Here is a 17,312-nt window from a genome sequence, read left to right on the forward strand (position 1 = left end):
GACGAGGTCTAAGGCCGGGTTACCAAGTGTCTACGTAGGGAGTAGCAACGCTCGAGCCCTTCGTGGCAGAAGACAAGCCACGCACCAACCAGGTGCGCGTCTCGGCCGGATCGATCACCGCGTCGATTTCCAGCGTCTGCGCCATGTGGATCGCTTCGCCGTTCGCATACTGCTGCGCGACGAGTTTCTTGAACAGCGCATCGCGCTCCGCACCCTCGGGCGCAGCGGCCAGTTCCTTGCGAAAACCCAACCGCACAGCACCCTCCAGCCCCATCGCGCCGAATTCGCCGGTGGGCCAGGCCACGGTGAAAACCGGCGCGTCGAAGCCGCCCGCAGTCATCGCCTGCGCGCCCAGTCCGTAGCCCTTGCGAAGCACCACGGCGAAGAACGGCACGCGCAGATGCGAAGCCACCATGAACATGCGGCACACATGACGCACCTGTGCCTGCGCCTCGATTTCGGGCCCGACCATGAAGCCGGGCGTGTCGCACAACGAAACAATTGGAAGGCCGTGCGCATTGCAAAGCTGCATGAATCGCGCGGATTTGTCGGCCGCTTCCACATCGATCGCGCCGCCGAGGTGGTGCGGGTTGTTGGCCATCAGTCCAACCGGCCTGCCCTCGATGCGCGCAAGCGCAGTGACGATGCCCGCGCCGAAACCCGCGCGCAGTTCGAGCAGCGAGCCGGTGTCGGCCACGCCGCGCATCGCGGCGCGCACGTCGTACACGCGCAGGCGGTTTTCGGGCACCACATGGCGCAGCGCGCGCGGGTCGGCGCATTGCCAGTCGGTGGTCGCGCCCTGGAAGTACGACAGGTATTGCTTGGCAGCAGCGACGGCAGCAGCTTCGTCTTCCACCAGGATGTCGATCACGCCGTTGCGCGACTGCACGCTGCTCGGCCCGATCTGCTCGGGCGCGAAGGTGCCGAGCCCGCCGCCCTCGATCATCGCGGGGCCGCTCATGCCGATGTTGCTGCCCTTGGTGGCGATGATCACGTCGGCACACCCCAGCAGCGCCGCATTGCCCGCGAAGCAGCGCCCATGCACGATGCCCACCACGGGCACCTTGCCCGACAGCGCCGCGAACTGGCTGAAGGTGTGGTTGTTCAGGCCCGCGACGATCGGCATGTCCGTATCGCCGGGACGACCACCGCCACCCTCGGCGAACAGCACGACAGGCAGCTTGAGCTGATGCGCCACCGCCAGCAGGCGGTCGGTCTTGTGGTGATTGCGCATGCCCTGCGTGCCGGCCAGCACGGTGTAGTCGTAGGCCAGCACGGCGCAGCGCGACACCTCGGGGCCGAACTGCTTCGCGTTGATGCTGCCCAGGCCCGTGACCATGCCGTCCGCGGGCGTGTTGGCGATCAGGTCTTCGAGCGTGCGTCGCCGCGTCTGCGCGGCGATGGCGAGCGCGCCGTATTCGATGAAGTTGCCGGGGTCGGCTGCGGTGTCGCACAGGTCGGCGATGTTCTCGCGCGCGGTGCGGCCGCCTTGTGCGTGCCGCTTGTCGACGGCGGCCTTGCGATTCGCATCGAGCGTGGGCGCGTGGCGGTCGATGACCTTCTGCAGATCAGGGCGGATCGCGTCCAGGTCGTGCTCGGCGCGCGCCTCGACCTCGACGGCCTGCGCATCGACGGCTTCCAGCTGCAGCAGCGACTGGCCTTCGACCAGGTAGTCGCCGGGCTCGGCCAGCAGCGCGACCACGCGGCCGGCCACCGGTGCGTGCAGCAGGTGTTCCATCTTCATGGCCTCGAGCACGCCGAGTTGCGCGCCGGCGGGCAGCACGTCGCCGACGGCGACTTCGAACTGCACGAGGCGGGCTGGCATCGGGGCCTTGACGGTCAGCTCGTCCGATTCGTCATCGGTGACAACGGCTTGTGCTGCGGGCACCGCCACCGTCTTCTTTGAATGCTTTTCAAGCGCTGCCGCAACCGCCAGCAGATCGCCCAGATGCGCCTCCACGAAACGCGTATGCACCGCCTGCGTCGCAAACTCGGGCCGCGCCGCGATGGCGCGCAGCAGCGACAGGTTCGTGGCGATGCCGTCGATATGGCATTCGTCCAGCGCGCGCAGCGATCGGCGCAGCGCGTCTTCGAAACGCGGCGACGGCGAATGCACGATGAGCTTGGCGAGCAGCGTGTCGTAGTGCGGCGAGGGGGCGAGGCCCGCGTAGCCGTGCGTGTCCACGCGCACGCCGGGGCCTGCCGGCAGATCGAAGCGCGCGAGCGTGCCGCCCGAAGGGCGCGCGTTGCCTTGCGCATCGAGCGTCTCCGCGTTGATGCGCCACTGCACAGCAAAGCCGCGCTGCGGTGCGGTGCGATCGGATTCAACACCAAGTTCGCCCAGCGGCTGCCCCGCTGCCACGGCGATCTGCAGCTGCACAAGGTCCAGCCCCGTCACTGCCTCCGTCACCGTGTGCTCGACCTGCAGGCGCGGGTTGGCCTCGATGAAGACGAAGGGCAGCGTCGTCGATGCCGCATCGACCAGAAATTCGAAGGTGCCGAGGCCGCGATAGCCCACCGTCTTCGCCATGCGCAACGCAGCCTGCGTGACCTGCGCGCGCAAGGCCTCGGGCAGCGAAGGGCTCGGCGCGATCTCCACTAGTTTCTGAAAGCGCCGCTGCAGCGTGCACTCGCGCTCGCCGAGGCTGGCCACGGCGTGGCCGTCGCCCAGCACCTGCACTTCGATGTGCCGCGCATTGCGCATCAGCCGCTCGACATACACGCCTTCGATGCCGAATGCGGCCTTGGCTTCGGACATGCAGCGCGCATGCGCCTCGGGCAGTTCTTCAGGGTTCAGCACCGCGCGCATGCCGCGCCCGCCACCGCCGCCGATGGCCTTGACCATCACGCCCGCGCCCTGCGCATGCTGCTCGGCGAAGAAGGCCTGCGCCTGTGCGAGCGTCACTGCGCCGGCGCTGCCAGGCATCACGGGCACGCCGCATTGCGTGGCCAGCGCGCGTGCGCGGGCCTTGTCGCCGAACAGGCCGAGCTGCTCCGGCGTGGGGCCGATGAAGACGAGGCCGGCGTCCGCGCAGGCCTGTGCGAAATCGGCACGCTCACTGAGAAAGCCATAGCCGGGGTGCACCGCATCGCAGCCCTGCGCCTTGGCCACCGCGATGAGCGCCGCGACATCGAGATACGCCGAAGGCCCGGTCGCATCGAGCGCGACTGCTGTGTCGGCCAGCTGCACATGCAGCGCTGCCGTGTCGTCGCGCGCATGCACCGCCACGCTGGCAATGCCCAGGTCGCGCAGCGCGCGCACCAAGCGCACGGCGATCTCGCCGCGGTTGGCAATCAGAACTTTGGAGAACAGCAAACGGAACCTCTCAGCTTTTGTCTTTGAGCAAGCGGCGCAGCACCTTGCCCGCGCCGGTCGTCGGCAATGCGTCGATGAAACTCACGGCGCGCGGCGCCTTGTAGCTCGCCATGTTGTCGCGCGCCCAGGCGATCAGCGCTTCGGCATCGAGCCCGGCACCTGGCTTGCGCACGATGAATGCTTTCACGACCTCGCCCTTCTCTGCATCGGGCTGCGCGATGACGGCCGCCTGCGCCACTGCCGGGTGCTTGATGAGGATGGTTTCGACCTCTTCGGGGAACACGCTGTAGCCCGAGACCTTGATCATTTCCTTGAAGCGGCCGATGAAGGTGAGATAGCCATCGGCATCGAGCTTGCCCATGTCGCCGGTGTGCACCCAGCCGTTGCGCAGCGTGGCAGCAGTGGCTTCGGGCTTGTTCCAGTAGCCCTTGAAGGTGCCTGGGCTGGTGAGCACGATCTCGCCGACTTCGCCCACCGGCATGTGGGCCTGCGTGTCCGTGTCGATGATGCGGATGGTCACGCCCGGCACCGCGATGCCCTGCGTGCCCCAGCGCGGCGCATGGTGCGGCGTGTAGGTGTCGCAGGTGTGGGTTTCGCTCAGTCCGTAGGCCGCCTCGAACGAAGTGCAGCTCTGTGCGTGCGTGCGCCATTGCTGCGCCAGCGGCTCGGTGAAGGTGATGCCGAAGCTCGTGACAGGATTCATCTTCAGGCTGCGCAGGTCGAAGCTGTCGATGTCGCTTACCTGCATGCAAGCCACGTTCATCGGCGCGATGCTGTACCACCAGCTCACCTTGTAGGCGGCAATGGCCTGCAGCACGGCGCGCGGGTCGAAGCGGTGCAAGAGCACCGATGCCGCACCGGTCAGCACCGGCACGTTGACACCCATCAGCATGCCCGCGATGTGATACAGCGGCGCGATGGACAGCAGCACGTCGCCCGGCCCCACGCCGTTGCAGTCGGCCGCGGCGCGCGTCTTGAAGAGCGCGTTGCCGTAGCTCAGCATCGCGCCCTTGGGCAGGCCCGTGGTGCCCGATGTGTAGGTCATGAGCGCCACGTCGTCCATGTCGATGACCACGGGCTGCGGCTTGGCGTTGCCGCGCATCACGGCCAGGAAGTCTTCGCAGTCTTCGGGCACGCTGCGTTCGGCCTTGCGCTCTGCGGCCAGTTCGGCCGGCAGGTCGAGCGACGACGGGTCGGGCAGCAGGTCGGCGTAGTGCACCACGAACACGTGTTCGATCGAGCTCTCCGGCTGCACCTTGCGCACCACCGGCAGCAGCGGCGCGGCCGCGACGATCACTCGCGCCTTCAGGTCGTTGACCTGGTAGGCCAGCTCGTGCTCCTTGTTGAGCGGGCCGCTCGGGCAGACGATGGCACCGATCTTCTGGATGCCGAAGTGCGCGACCAGGTACTGCGGACAGTTGTTGAGAAAGAGCACCACGGGCTCGCCCTTCTTCACGCCCAGCGCCTGCAGGCGCGCCGCGAAAGCATCGCTGGCGCGGTCGAGTTCGGCCCAGCTCATCGCATGGCCGTACCAGAGGCAGGCGGTGCTGCCGCCACGCTCGCGTGCGTGGGTGCGCAGGTACTCGTGCAGCGGCTGCTGCGGGCGGTCGGGCAATGTCTCCATGGCGTCACTTTCTCAGGGTTATCGATAGCCGCCTGCACCGGGCAGGCGCTTGCCAATGGTGCATGGTGCACGAACAATCCTACCCATGGGTATAACTTCCGCGACACGGCACAAACCCTCTGGAGACCAGAGCGACACGACGGCGCAGCCGCATCTGCCCCAGGGCACTGGCCGCCAGCGCGCGGCCACGCAGGGCACCGACCTGCAGCGCGAGCGCATCCTGCAGGCGGCCGCGCAGCTCTTCGCCGCGCAGGGCTACGCCAACACGACCATGGCGCAGATCGTGCGCGCGCTGGGCGTGACCAAGCCCTTCGTGTACTACTACTTCCGCGACAAGCAGGAGATCTTCGAGACGCTGTCGTGGCGCCCGGCGGTCGACTGCTTCACCGCGCTCGACTTCGCGGCCACCGACCCGCGCCGCGCGAGCGAGAAGGTGCTCGAAGGCATCGAGCGGTTGATTCGCGCGACCATCACGCACCACCCCGTCGCCTTCTTCCCCTACCGCGAGCCGCAGGTGTACCGGCCCGAGTACATCGCGGCGCAGAAGAAGCTGGCGCACCATTTCTACGACCTGCTGTGCCCGCTGCTCGAAGAAGCGCGGCGCGACGGCGACCTCGACTTTGCGGAAACCAAGATCACCGCGCTTGCGGCCTGCAGCCTGCCCGGCTTCCTGTACAGCTGGTACCGCCCGGGCGGACGCCTGTCGCCCGACGAGGTGGTGGCCGAGCTCACGAAGCTCGCGAGCCGCGTGATCGGGCTGCAGGCGAAGAACTGACAAGACAACCACCCCGGAGACAAACCATGAAGTTCAAGAAGGCGCCATTGGCGCGGATCGCCCTTGCCTGCCTGCTGGCCGCTGCCGGCGCCGCGCACGCGCAAGCACAGCAGACCTACAAGATCGCCTACATCGATCCGCTCTCCGGCCCCTTTGCCAACGTCGGCGAACTGATGCTGATGCACACGCAGTACGCCATCGAAGACATCAACGCCAAGGGCGGCGTGCTGGGTGGAACGAAGCTGCAGCTGCTGCAGTTCGACAGCAAGCTCTCGGCGCAGGAGAGCCAGAGCGCGCTGCAGGCGGCCATCGACCAGGGTGCGAAGGCGATCGTCACCGGTGGTTCGGGCTCGTCGGTGGTCACGGCGCTGGTGCAATCGGTGGCGCGCTGGAACCAGCGCAACCCGGGCAAGGAGCTGATCGTTCTGAATCACTCTTCCATCGACCCCGAGATGACGGGCAAGGGCTGCAGCTTCTGGCACTTCCAGACCGAGGCCAACACGGCGATGAAGATGAAGGCGCTGGCCAACTACATCAAGAAGACGCCCGATGTGAAGAAGGTCTACCTGCTGAACCAGGACTACGCACACGGCAAGCAGTGGGCCAGCTACGGCCGCCAGCTTGTGGGCCTGGCGCGGCCGGACATCCAGTTCGTGGGCGAGGCGCTGCACCCCATCGGCCGCGTGAAGGACTTCGCGCCGTACATCGCCAACGTGAAGCAGAGCGGCGCCGACTCGGTCATCACCGGCAACTGGGGTCAGGACATGACGCTGCTACTGAAGGCCGCGGGCGACGCAGGCTACAACCTGCGCTACTTCAATCACAGCGCGGGCTCGGTGCCGGGCACGGTCACTGCGGTGTCGCAGGCGAAGCTGGGACAGTTGACCTGGGTGGCTGAATGGCACCCTGGCGAGGCCGACACGCCGAAGGTCGACGCTCTGGCCAAGGCCTACAAGGCCAAGACGGGCAAGGACTTTCTCGCGCCGCGCATCGACATGACGCCGCGCCTGCTGGCCGCGGCCATCAACAAGGCCGGCAGCGCCGACACCATCAAGGTGGCGCGGGCCCTCGAAGACCTGACGTTCGACTCTGTGGTGGGGCCGGTGCGCATGCGTGCCGAAGACCACCAGTTGTTGCTTCCGCAGGTGGTCAACACCATCGTGCCGGTGGACGGCAAGACCGTGAAGACGGGTTGGGAAGGTACTAACTACGGCTTTCGTACTGACGCGGTCTATACCGGGAACGAGCTGGCGCAGGGGACTGAGTGCAAGATGGTTCGGCCCTGACTCGCTGAGTCCTGAGTTCCGGGGTGCGTGCGAATGACACCGGGTACTCCCCAGCCTAAGGGAAACCCCGTCCTGCCTGCCCCCCATGCCGTCGGGATACTCCGGTTGTTACATCCCGGATATCCGAAGCGGGTCCATTCCAAAGGCACAACAACCCATGGCAGGCAAAAACTCGCTCTACCCGATCCCGCATCCGGCGAAGAAACCCTTCGTCGGGAACCTGCTGTCGATCGGGTCCGACTCTCCCGTGCTCGACATGTGGAAGATCGCGCAAGACCTCGGTGGTATCTACTGGCTGGACATGCCGGGCATGCCGGTGATCGTGGTGTCGTCGCCCGCGCTGGTCGACGAGCTCTGCGAGGAGCCGCGCTTCGACAAGAGCACGCGCGGTGCATTGCGCCGGCTGCGGGCAGCCTCGCACGGGCTCTTCACCTCCGACACGCACGAGGAGACCTGGTCGAAGCCGCACAACATCCTGCTGGCCAACTTCAGCCAGCGCGCGATGCAGGCCTATCACCCGATGATGCTGGACATCGCCGGGCAGCTTGTCACCAAGTGGGAGCGCCTGAACTTCGACGAAGAGGTGGACGTGGTGCGCGACATGACAGCGCTCACGCTCGACACCATTGGCCTGTGCGGCTTCGGCTATCGCTTCAACTCGTTCTACCGCGAGGGCTTTCATCCCTTCGTCGATGCGATGGTGCGCACGCTGGAGACGGTGCAGAACCGCCGCGGCCTGCCGCTCGAAGAGCTGATGCTGAAGAAGGAGCTGGCCCAGCAGCGCAAGGACATCCGCTACATGCACAAGATGGTGGAAGACATCATCGAGGAGCGACGCACGAGCGGAGCCGACATCGCCACCAAGCCCGACCTGCTGAGCTACATGATCGCGGGCGTGGACAAGAAAAGCGGCGAGCAGCTCACCGACAAGATGATCCGCGACGAGTGCATCGAATTTCTCATCGCGGGGCATGAAACCACCAGCGGCCTGCTGTCCTTTGCCATCTACTTCCTGCTGAACAACCCCGAGGCCATGGCCAAGGCGCAAGCAGAGGTCGACAACGTGTTCGGCCCCGACACCACGCAGAAGCCCACCTACGCGCAGGTCAACCGCCTGCAGTACGTGATGCAGGTGCTGAAAGAGTCGCTGCGCCTGTACCCGACCGCGCCCGCGATCTCGATGCGCGCCAAGGAAGACACGAAGATCGGCGGCCAGTACACGATCAAGAAGAACAACATGATCATCATGCATGCGCTGGCGCTGCATCGTGACAAGGGCATCTGGGGCGAGGATGCCGATCAGTTCAACCCCGACAACTTCACGCGCGAAGCCGAGCGCGAGCGGCCAGTGAACGCATTCAAGCCCTTCGGCAACGGGCAGCGCGCCTGCATCGGGCGGCAGTTCGCCCTGCAGGAGGCGGTGCTCACGCTGGGCATGATCCTGCAGCGCTTCAACCTCGTGGATCACACGGGCTACAAGCTGAAGATCAAGGAAGCGCTGACGATCAAGCCGGAGAACTTCAAGATCAAGGCGCTGCTGCGCGACCCGGCCACGCGTCCGCGCGGCAACATGACCGACGCAGCCGCAGCCCCCGTGCAGCCCGTGCAAGCTGCCGCGCGCAAACCCCAGGCAGCACGCCACGGCACCTCGCTGCTGGTGCTGCAGGGCTCCAACCTCGGCACGGCCGAAGACCTTGCGCGCCAACTCGCCGAGGCCGGCGAGATGCGCGGCTTCTCGACGCAGCTGGCCTCGCTCGACGACTATGCCGAGCGGCTGCCGGCCAACGGCGCGGTGGCCATCGTCTGCGCCTCGTACAACGGCGTGGCGCCCGACAACGCGGCCGAGTTCCATCGCTGGCTCGACAAGGCCGACGATTCACTCAACGGCGTGCGCTTCAGCGTGTTCGGCTGCGGCAACACCGACTGGGCCGCCACCTACCAGGCAGTGCCGCGCCGCATCGACGAACGGCTCGAAGCGCTCGGCGCCACGCGCGTGCATTCGCGCGGCGAAGGCGATGCGCGCGAGGACATGGACGGCGCCTTCCAGGACTGGAGCGACGCGCTCTGGCCCGAGCTGGTGAAGGCCTTCGACATCAAGACCGGCGCCGACACGCCCGTGCAGAGCGAGCCGCTCTACACGCTCGAAGAGCTGCCGCCGCCGCAGAAGAACGCGATCGTCGATGCGCTGGGCGCGGTGGCGCTGCGGGTGATCGAGAACCGCGAGCTGCAAAGCGGAGGCAACGGAGAAGCCGGCCGCTCTACCCGCCACGTCGAGCTGATGCTGCCCGAGGGCCTGATCTACCGCGCCGGCGACCACCTGAGCGTGGTGCCGCGCAACAGCCCGGCGCAGGTCGAACGCGCGATGGCACGCTTCGGCTTCGACCGCACGGCCCATGTGCGCCTGCATGCAGGCGCGGGCCGCAAGGCAGCGCTGCCGGTGGAGCAGGTGATCGCGGTCGACCGCCTGCTGGGCGACTACGTCGAGCTGCAGGACGTGGCCACGCGCAAGCAGATCGCCACGCTCGCGGCATATACCGAGTGCCCGTTCACCAAGCCCAGGCTCGCGGCGCTGTCGGGCAGCGACGAGGCTTCGCAGGCGGCATACAAGGCCGACGTGCTCCACAAGCGCAAATCGCTGCTCGACCTGCTGGAAGAGCACCGCGCCTGCCAGGTGCCGTTCGCGGTGTTTCTCGAAATGCTGTCGCCGCTGTCGCCGCGCTACTACTCGATCTCTTCGTCGCCGACGATGACGCCGGGCAAGTGCAGCGTGACGGTGGGTGTGGTGAGCGGCCCGGCCAAGTCGGGCATCGGCACCTTCGAGGGCGTGTGCTCCAACTTCCTGGCGCGCGCGGAGGCCGGCGACACGGTGCACGGCGTGGTGCGCGAGACCACGGCCGAGGGCTTCCGGCTGCCGGACGATGCGAGCCGGCCGATCATCATGGTCGGCCCCGGCACTGGCCTCGCGCCGTTCCGTGGCTTCCTGCAGGAGCGCGCGGCACAGGTCGAGGCGGGCAATGCGCTCGGCGAGGCGCTGCTGTTCTTCGGCTGCCGCCATCCCGAGCAGGACTTCATCTATGCCGACGAACTCCAGGCCTGGGCGCACCGCGGCGTGATGAAGCTGCACACCGCGTTCTCGCGCGCGGGCGAGCGCAAGGTCTATGTGCAGGACCTGATCCGCGAGCAGGCGGCCGAAGTGTGGAAGCTTCTTGAAGCGGGCGCAGTGGTTTATGTGTGCGGCGACGGCTCGCGCATGGAGCCCGACGTGCGACGCACGCTGAGCGACCTTGCGCGCGAGCACGGGCACGACAGCACGGCGTGGATGGACAAGATGATTGCCGACCAGCGCTACGTGCTGGACGTGTGGGCCGGCAGCTGAAAGGAAGACTGCGCAGGCCTCGTCAGGCCTCCAGTGCCGACGCGTGGTCCTCGAAGGTGCCACGAACGTGCCAGCCGTCCGGGGTCAGCGCCATCACCTTGTCCGAGAGGCCGTGCGGCCCCGCCTCAGCCTTGACCTCGGCGGCAGCCGAGCACATGAGGCCCAGCATGGTCTCGGCCGTGATCGACTTCCCCCGGGCCTCGAAGCTCGCCCCGCTGTCCATGAAGTAGATGACGCTGCGGCTCGGCACCACGGCTATCAACTCGCCCTTGAACCCCTGCGACAACTGCTCCCAGAGGTCAGGCAGCAGCAGCATGCAGGCCTCGAAGCCGTCGCCCGTCACCAGCGCCTTGTACATGACGAGGTCCTGCGTATCGAGGTTGTGCGCCACCTGCCGGAGCATGTTGTCGATCGCGAGTTCGTACAGCGACTGCGGGTCGAGCCCCGTTTCCTCCATGCCCTCCTGGGTCAGTGTGACGAACTGCGTGGGCGTGTCGACCGCGAAGGTCATCAGCAGGTCGGATTCGCCGGCGAAGGGATAGGCCACGGGCGTCTGCGCCTCGCGGTTGCCGCCCCGCGCCTCGATCTGGTCGAGCATCGGCTGCACGGCTTCGAGGAAGTCGATGTGCTTGATGCGGGGATAGACGGGCGGCAGGTCGGGGTACATGGCGCCGCTATTGTTTTGGGCGGGGCCGCTGCGGCACAAGTGACGGAAGTCATGGTCGCGCGAGCCGGCTTTGCAAAACGCCCGCCCGGTCCCACCAGATTGTTGGGGCGATAGCAATCTATCGTGCTACTGGCGTTTCAGGCTCGAATTGCTACGATTTGCTTCGTCAGTCAGAACACCAGGGAGATTTCATGCCAATAGGCACCGCGCAGCTTGCGCGTGTTCTCACCGCTTCCTCGTCTGCAATGCCTGCGTTCGGCAACGAGCCGGCACTGGAGCCCATCGCGATTGAAGGCGAAGAGGGTTTGAGCCGTCTTTTTCGCTATACCCTGACCCTCGCCACCCCCGAACAGCAGGGCTACAACGAGCGTCAGGCGGCCAATGTCGCCATCAAGCAGTTGATCGGCGAGACGCTCACCACGCACATCGTTCTGGATGGCAGGCCCGGCTCAGGTCCGGAGCAGCGCCACATCTCAGGGCTGGTCACGCGCGTGCGCTTCCTGCGGCTGGAAAATCGCCGCGCGCTGTACGAAGCCGTCGTCGAGCCTTGGCTCACTCTGGCAACGCGCACGAGCGACTACCGCATCTTCCAGAACGAAGACGTGCTGGGCATCGTCAAGACTGTTCTCGGCAAGTACGGCTTGCCCTTCGAGATACGGGCCACGCGAAGCTATCCGGCTCGTGAGTTCCAGGTCCAGTACGGGGAAACCGACTACGACTTCATTGCCCGGCTGCTGCACGAGTGGGGCCTGTACTACTGCTTCGTGCACGAAGAAAACAACCACAAGCTGGTGATCGTGGACGACATGGCCTCTCACCAGCCCTTCGCGCACGCGGGCTATCAGACCATTCCTTTCCATGCCGCCGACGCGACCGCACGCGAAGAACGCTGCGACCGCTTCAATGCGCATGAGGAATTGCAAAGCGGCCGCTGGGTCACCGACGACTTCGACTTCAAGCGCCCCAAGGCCGAGTTGCAGCAAGTCAGTGCCATGCCGCGCAAGACCGCGCAAAACACATGGGAGCACTACAGATGGCCGGGCGACTACGTCGTCGAATCCGAAGGCGAGCAATTGGTGCGCACGCGCATGGAGGAGGTCGGCAGTCAGGGCGAGCGTGCCAGCGGCTCGGGCAACCTGCGTGCGGTGGTGCCGGGCTGTCTGCTCACGCTGGAGCGCCATCCTCAGAACGAAGCGAATCGGCAGTACCTCGTGACGAACACACACCTGCGACTGCAGGACGTGGGCGATGCAAGCTCGCAGCAGGAGTTCGAATGCCGGGTGGACTTCGAGGTCATCCCGACGAGCAAGGTTTTTCGTGCGCCAGTGCCGCCGGAGCCAAGGCCGCGCACCACAGGTCCGCAGACCGCCATCGTCACGGGCCCGGCGGGCCGCGAGATCTGGACCGACGAATACGGCCGCGTGAAACTGAGCTTTCACTGGAACCGCTATTGCACCAAGGACGAGAACAGTTCGTGCTGGATTCGTGTTTCCTCGCCTTGGGCAGGTACCAACTTCGGCGGCATCCAGATCCCGCGCATCGGGCAAGAGGTGATCGTCGACTTCGAGAATGGCGACCCCGACCGGCCTATCGTGACGGGCCGCGTCTACAACGCCGACAACATGCCGCCGTGGAGCTTGCCCGACAACGCCACGCAGAGCGGCCTGCTCACACGCAGCTCCGAGGGCGGCAGCGGTGCCAACGCCAATGCCTTGCGCTTCGAGGACAGGAAAGGCCAGGAACAGGTGTGGCTGCACGCCGAGCGCAACCAGGACATCGAGGTCGAGCATGACGAAACCCACTCGGTGGGCCGCGACCGCAGCAAGAAAGTGGGCCGCAACCAGATGGCCACGATCGGCATGGCCTACATGCACAACGTGGGCCTCGCCAAGATGGTGAATATCGGCCTGGCCTACTCCTTCAACGTCGGCATGCTGCGCAACACCGTCGTCGGCATGATGGACAACACCATGGTCGGCAAGACCCAGACCACCAAGGTCGGCGAGAAGTACCTGCTGTCCGTGGGCGGAGACAAGGGTAGCCACATCGAGATGGACGGCAAGACCATCTCGTTGCGGGTGGGCGCGTCGGTGGTGCAGCTCAAGGCCGACGGCTCGATTGCCGTCACGGGCAAGAAGATCAATATCACGGCGCAAGGCGACGACGTGACCGTCAACGGCGAGCACATCTGGCTCAACCCCATGGGCGGTGGCGCCGCTCTGCAACCCAACGCGGTGCCGACCCCACCGCCGGCCGAGCCGCCGGGCAGCCCGCTGGCGAGCCTGGGCGCACTGATGGGCGGCAACCCCGCCGACCTGCTTGGCAAGGCGGGGCAGCTCGCCTCGATCGCCCAGCAGGTGGCCGGGGGCGGCGGTGGAGGCGGCGAAGCTGCAGGCCATGCGACACAAGTGCTCGGCACTGTCTCGGCCGCGGTCTCCGCCGGCGTCGGAATGCTGGCGGCGGACAAGGGCAACGCCCATGGCTGAGCCCGCGCCGCCGATCCCCGCGCCGCGCCTGAGGCAATTGCGCAACGGCACCCCCTTTCCACACTTCCAGTTCGACAAGATGGGCAAGGGGCGGCGCTTCCACGACGTGGTGGTGGTGTGCGCGAGCTTCGTGCTCGCGCCCGGCCGGCTCGAACCGGCGGCGTTTCATCGCGGCCCGGTCTTCGCCGACGAGCCCTGGGATGCCGCGCACGCCACGCTGTCGAGCTTGCGCATGGCGACCGACGTGCTGCTGCTCAAGCCCGACGCCGATGTCTACGTGACGGGCACCGCGCACGCCCTCGACTGGACGCCAAGGCGCGATTGGCGCGCGGAGCTGCAGGTGCACAGGCACCATGACGCACCGCTGCTGCACAAGGCGCTGCGTCTGACCGGGCCGCGCCACTGGGACTGGCAGCCGGACGCCGCGCAGCGCAGCCTGTCCGACGCGCAGCCCACGCTCGCCGTGCCGCTGCGCTACGAGCTCGCCTACGGCGGATGGGGATTCGACCAGGGCGACGACGAATCGGCCCCGCCCCGCACCCACTCGGCCAACCCCTGCGGCACCGGATGGTTCGGTAGCGCAGCCCGCGAGGATCATCCCGGGGCGCGCCATGCCGCCGGACAGCCGTTCCCCGGCCCGCAGATCGAGCACACCGATGCACCGCTGCAGCACGCCAACCACAAGGACGCCCAGCCCGTCGGCTTCGGGCCGGTCGCGCGCTTCTGGCAGCCGCGTGTCGCGCTGGCGGGAACCTACGACGACGCCTGGCGCGAACGCCACGCTGGACAGCCCTACATGGACTACGCCGACGATTTCGACGAACGCTTCTTCCAGTACGCCCCCGCCGACCAGGTCGTGGCCGGTGGCCTGCGGGGCGACGAATCCCTTCGCATGAGCGGCTTCTTCGCCTCGACGCCCTGCACCGAGACCCAGCTCCCGCACCTGTGGATCGAGGCGCTGTGCAGGAACGGGGACGGCATCGAGCGCAGCGAAGCCATGAAGCTCGACACCGTGCACATCGACCTCGACGAGATGCTCGTGCACCTGACCTGGCGGCTCACGCTCGACCAGGCGCTCGACACGGTGGCGGTCGACCTCTTCGAGCGGCCAATCACCGAAGCCATCGCGGCCGGTGGCGCCGCGCGTCAAGGGATACCGGCATGAGCGCCGAAAAGCACATCGCAGATGCGGAGTCGCGGTTCATGGTGGTCAACGTGGCGCCGGACTTCTGCATCGTCGGCAACCAGGTCGTTCCCTTCGACATCGTGTCGATCCTTCCGCCCGAGAAAGCGGCCTACTCGCACACCGTGTTCGCGCGCAGCGAGAAGGTGCTGATGGTCGACAGCATCGTCAAGGGCGTGGCGGGCAACGCGGGCAGCGGCGTGCGCTCGGGGGTCTCGCTCGGCGCGGGCAACGTGAAGATCATCTCCGGCTCGCAGACGGTCTTCGTCGAGAGCCGCCCCGTGGCCCGCCACGGCGATCTCTGCGAGATGAACGGGGCCGCCTGATGAGCTCGATTCCCGACGACAAGAAGACGCTGGGGCAGGTGCTGTCCACGTCTTCCTCGTCGTCGCCCTCTTCCTCCTTCTCGCCCCCCTCTTTCAACAGCAACGGCACGCTCGGCAGGGTGCTGACCTTCGAGGTGCCCAAGGGGCCGATGGTGCGGCGCCGGCCCGGCATCTGCAGCGAGCGGTACGAGCGGGAAAAGGCAGACTTCGAAAAGATACCGTGGTACGAGCGGATGTGGATCGGCACTGGTCGCGACGCGCGCCTTGAGCCCACGGATGCGCTGCAGGCCGCGAAGACATTTCAGCAGGCATGCGAAAAGATGCCAGATGAAATCCCCAAGTCGGCGCTGGACGACAAGCTCCAGCAGCTGAACGACCACTACACCGGCAAGAACCCCTTGCCGCCCGAACAGTCCTTGGAGCTCAAGAGAAGAGTCTCTTTCCTGCAGGACGTCTATACGCCGGGGCCACGCTGGGAGAACGGGCTTTCCGGCAGCGAAAGTGCCTGGCTGAGTGCGCAGAACCTGCGCTTCGGCAACACGCTGGGCATCGCCTTGCTGGGTCCGATCTTCGGCGCCCCCGGTGCGGCCACGCGTGTACTCGGAGGAAGCGAGGAGCAAGTAGCGGCGGCCAATCAAGTCGGCGCGGCCGCATTCGACATGGCCGCTGCGCATGTGGGTCTTGGCGGAAAGAAGAATGCCCCCGAGCCTCTGCCAAGACCCGGGGAGAACGCTCGCGGCGCCCCCCTCGAACCGGTCGGCCGGCCCGTCGGAGGAAAGTCTTCGACGCAGAATCCGCCACCGGAGCCCCCGGCACAAGGCACTGTCGTTCGACGCCTCCCGCCTCCCCCTCCAGCACCACCGCCAAGGCCTACGGTTCAGTACGACAAGAAACAACTACAGGCCAAGTACAAGCACGCCAAGGACTTCGGCGTGAACGATCCTTGGGGCAAGAATGCGGCCGCAAACTATCAATCAGCCTTGGAAGCGCACGTGCAGGATCCGGGCACACAGATGTTCAACGGAACGTATCGTGGCGACCCTGTCATCCACTACCTCAATCCCTCCACGGGCCTGAATGTCATGACGGATACTTCTCACAACTTTCTTTCCGGGTGGCGGCTCAATCCGGCCCAGATCAACAACGTCCAAACACGAGGCAGCCTGTGACGAACGACAAGTACGACTTCGACAAGGAAGTGAACATCACTCTGCCTCAAGCCAAGATGGCCATCCTGATGGAAATCTGTACCAAGATTGCCCAGTTTGGTCTCTCGCCGGAAGAAGAGCATGTCCTGAGAGAGATCGAATCCGCAGCCGAGTCAGAAATCGATTTCATCTTCGACCCGGACTACAAATCGGTGATGGAGAGCATCAGGAGAAAGCTCAGAGCCGAGCTTGACCTTTAGGCGTAGCCGCTCGGCTGCGCTTCCCGGATCTGACGAAGACCGACAGACAACCTCCTTCAGCTCTCTCGATCAGGGTCCGGATAAACCAGCGGCCCCAGCACCCCGCGATTGAAGGGCTTCCACTCGCCCTCCGGCTGCGCCAGCCGGTCGGCCACCGCATAGAGCACTGCCGGGTGCGCACCCAGCCCCAGGTGGCTGGCAATGACTTCGATGTTCTCCGACTGCGGGCCGGTCTTCTCGATGCTGCAGCGCCATGCGACGACACCGTCGGTGCGGCTGAAGATCGAGGTGGTCGGCACGGGCGGCGTGGGCTGCACGAACTTCATGCGGCGCGGGTCGTGCGAGCTCTGGCCGCTCACGCCTTCATACACGCGCCATGCGTTGGTGGCGCGCGGGCTGCCGGAGAACGGGCTGCCCAGCGTGATGACGTTGCGGATCATGTGCGAGTACGAAGACGCCAGCAGCCGCGCATACACGCCGCCGAGGCTCCAGCCGATCACGCTGACCTTCTGGCCGCTGTTGTCGTGCAGGGTCTTCAGCAGCTCGACCATGCCGTCTTCCACGCCTTCGCGCGGACCGAAGTTGCGGCCCAGGCCCCAGCCGTGCGCGTCGTAGCCGCGGCTGCACAGGTAGCGGCGCAGCAGCAGCGTGGAGCCGTCGCCCGCCACCAGACCCGGCAGAACGAGCACCGGGTGTCCGTCGCCGCGCGGCGTGAGCTGCAGCAGCGGCCACATGGCAATGCCGGCGCCGGTTTCCCAGAGCGCGCGGGCTTCAGCCAGCAGCAGCAGGCGCGACGGCGGCGCGACAGGTTCCTTGGCGTAGGTGGCGGTGGTCATGATGATGGATGGATCCTTTTTGGTTTTTA

The 17,312-nt window shown here is 66.3% G+C and carries 12 protein-coding genes; 8 read left to right on the forward strand and 4 right to left on the reverse strand.

Translation table 11 applies throughout. The annotated features are described in order from the left end of the window. Window positions 1–19: 19 nt before the first annotated feature. Together AC07O3_RS04660 and AC07O3_RS04665 are read right to left on the reverse strand one after the other, a co-directional pair. Window positions 20–3,313 (reverse strand): carboxyl transferase domain-containing protein, encoded by a 3,294-nt coding sequence (locus AC07O3_RS04660; RefSeq protein ID WP_495339001.1) that lies wholly within the window; start codon window positions 3,311–3,313, stop codon window positions 20–22. Between the two features lie 13 nt (window positions 3,314–3,326). Further along, on the reverse strand, window positions 3,327–4,940 hold the full coding sequence (locus tag AC07O3_RS04665) for an AMP-binding protein (RefSeq protein ID WP_495338711.1): 1,614 nt from the start codon (window positions 4,938–4,940) through the stop codon (window positions 3,327–3,329). Between the two features lie 85 nt (window positions 4,941–5,025). On the opposite strand from AC07O3_RS04665, the gene AC07O3_RS04670 reads away from it, so the two are divergent. The 3 genes from AC07O3_RS04670 (at window position 5,026) to AC07O3_RS04680 (ending at window position 10,377) form a co-directional block, all read left to right on the forward strand. Further along, window positions 5,026–5,715, forward strand: a complete 690-nt coding sequence (locus AC07O3_RS04670; RefSeq protein ID WP_093078947.1) for a TetR/AcrR family transcriptional regulator — start codon at window positions 5,026–5,028, stop codon at window positions 5,713–5,715. Window positions 5,716–5,741: 26 nt separating this feature from the next. Further along, window positions 5,742–7,001 (forward strand): branched-chain amino acid ABC transporter substrate-binding protein, encoded by a 1,260-nt coding sequence (locus AC07O3_RS04675; RefSeq protein WP_495338712.1) that lies wholly within the window; start codon window positions 5,742–5,744, stop codon window positions 6,999–7,001. A gap of 157 nt (window positions 7,002–7,158) precedes the next feature. Then, window positions 7,159–10,377, forward strand: coding sequence for a bifunctional cytochrome P450/NADPH--P450 reductase (locus AC07O3_RS04680; protein WP_093057662.1), 3,219 nt, complete (start codon window positions 7,159–7,161; stop codon window positions 10,375–10,377). A 22-nt stretch (window positions 10,378–10,399) separates the two neighbouring features. On the opposite strand, the gene AC07O3_RS04685 is transcribed toward AC07O3_RS04680, so the two are convergent. Then, window positions 10,400–11,044: a DUF1444 domain-containing protein gene (locus AC07O3_RS04685; protein WP_354339389.1), complete on the reverse strand. Its 645-nt coding sequence runs from the start codon at window positions 11,042–11,044 to the stop codon at window positions 10,400–10,402. Between the two features lie 191 nt (window positions 11,045–11,235). Here AC07O3_RS04685 and AC07O3_RS04690 point away from each other — a divergent pair, with 191 nt between their 5' ends. The 5 genes from AC07O3_RS04690 to AC07O3_RS04710 are packed head-to-tail and all read left to right on the forward strand — an operon-like array spanning window position 11,236 to window position 16,447. After that, a complete protein-coding gene (locus tag AC07O3_RS04690) occupies window positions 11,236–13,530 on the forward strand; it encodes a type VI secretion system Vgr family protein (protein ID WP_093078954.1) in 2,295 nt (764 codons plus the stop codon). Then, on the forward strand, window positions 13,523–14,695 hold the full coding sequence (locus AC07O3_RS04695; RefSeq protein ID WP_177192831.1) for a DUF2169 family type VI secretion system accessory protein: 1,173 nt from the start codon (window positions 13,523–13,525) through the stop codon (window positions 14,693–14,695). Before AC07O3_RS04690 ends, AC07O3_RS04695 begins: the two co-directional genes overlap by 8 nt. Beyond that, complete coding sequence (locus tag AC07O3_RS04700) at window positions 14,692–15,039, forward strand: PAAR-like domain-containing protein (protein ID WP_093078957.1); 348 nt, start codon at window positions 14,692–14,694, stop codon at window positions 15,037–15,039. The genes AC07O3_RS04695 and AC07O3_RS04700 overlap by 4 nt, the downstream gene beginning before the upstream one ends. Beyond that, window positions 15,039–16,208 carry a colicin D domain-containing protein gene (locus AC07O3_RS04705; RefSeq protein WP_218137524.1) on the forward strand — a complete coding sequence of 390 codons (1,170 nt, stop codon included), beginning with the start codon at window positions 15,039–15,041 and terminating at the stop codon, window positions 16,206–16,208. Before AC07O3_RS04700 ends, AC07O3_RS04705 begins: the two co-directional genes overlap by 1 nt. Then, entirely contained in the window at window positions 16,205–16,447 is a 243-nt protein-coding gene (locus tag AC07O3_RS04710) for a hypothetical protein (protein WP_093078958.1), read from the forward strand. Before AC07O3_RS04705 ends, AC07O3_RS04710 begins: the two co-directional genes overlap by 4 nt. A 56-nt stretch (window positions 16,448–16,503) precedes the next feature. Here the strand turns inward: AC07O3_RS04710 and AC07O3_RS04715 are convergent, their stop codons facing one another. Beyond that, complete coding sequence (locus AC07O3_RS04715) at window positions 16,504–17,283, reverse strand: esterase/lipase family protein (RefSeq protein WP_495338713.1); 780 nt, start codon at window positions 17,281–17,283, stop codon at window positions 16,504–16,506. Between the last annotated feature and the right edge of the window lie 29 nt (window positions 17,284–17,312).

It is taken from the genome of Variovorax sp. GW821-FHT09D05, from assembly GCF_059416325.1.

Bases quoted from the DNA above. Each gene is read 5' to 3' on its own strand.
- AC07O3_RS04690 (WP_093078954.1), top strand. From the start codon at position 11,236: ATGCCAATAGGCACCGCGCAGCTTGCGCGTGTTCTCACCGCTTCCTCG.
- AC07O3_RS04705 (WP_218137524.1), top strand. From the start codon at position 15,039: ATGAGCTCGATTCCCGACGACAAGAAGACGCTGGGGCAGGTGCTGTCC.
- AC07O3_RS04700 (WP_093078957.1), top strand. From the start codon at position 14,692: ATGAGCGCCGAAAAGCACATCGCAGATGCGGAGTCGCGGTTCATGGTG.
- AC07O3_RS04680 (WP_093057662.1), top strand. From the start codon at position 7,159: ATGGCAGGCAAAAACTCGCTCTACCCGATCCCGCATCCGGCGAAGAAA.
- AC07O3_RS04665 (WP_495338711.1), bottom strand. From the start codon at position 4,940: ATGGAGACATTGCCCGACCGCCCGCAGCAGCCGCTGCACGAGTACCTG.
- AC07O3_RS04675 (WP_495338712.1), top strand. From the start codon at position 5,742: ATGAAGTTCAAGAAGGCGCCATTGGCGCGGATCGCCCTTGCCTGCCTG.
- AC07O3_RS04715 (WP_495338713.1), bottom strand. From the start codon at position 17,283: ATGACCACCGCCACCTACGCCAAGGAACCTGTCGCGCCGCCGTCGCGC.
- AC07O3_RS04695 (WP_177192831.1), top strand. From the start codon at position 13,523: ATGGCTGAGCCCGCGCCGCCGATCCCCGCGCCGCGCCTGAGGCAATTG.
- AC07O3_RS04685 (WP_354339389.1), bottom strand. From the start codon at position 11,044: ATGTACCCCGACCTGCCGCCCGTCTATCCCCGCATCAAGCACATCGAC.
- AC07O3_RS04670 (WP_093078947.1), top strand. From the start codon at position 5,026: ATGGGTATAACTTCCGCGACACGGCACAAACCCTCTGGAGACCAGAGC.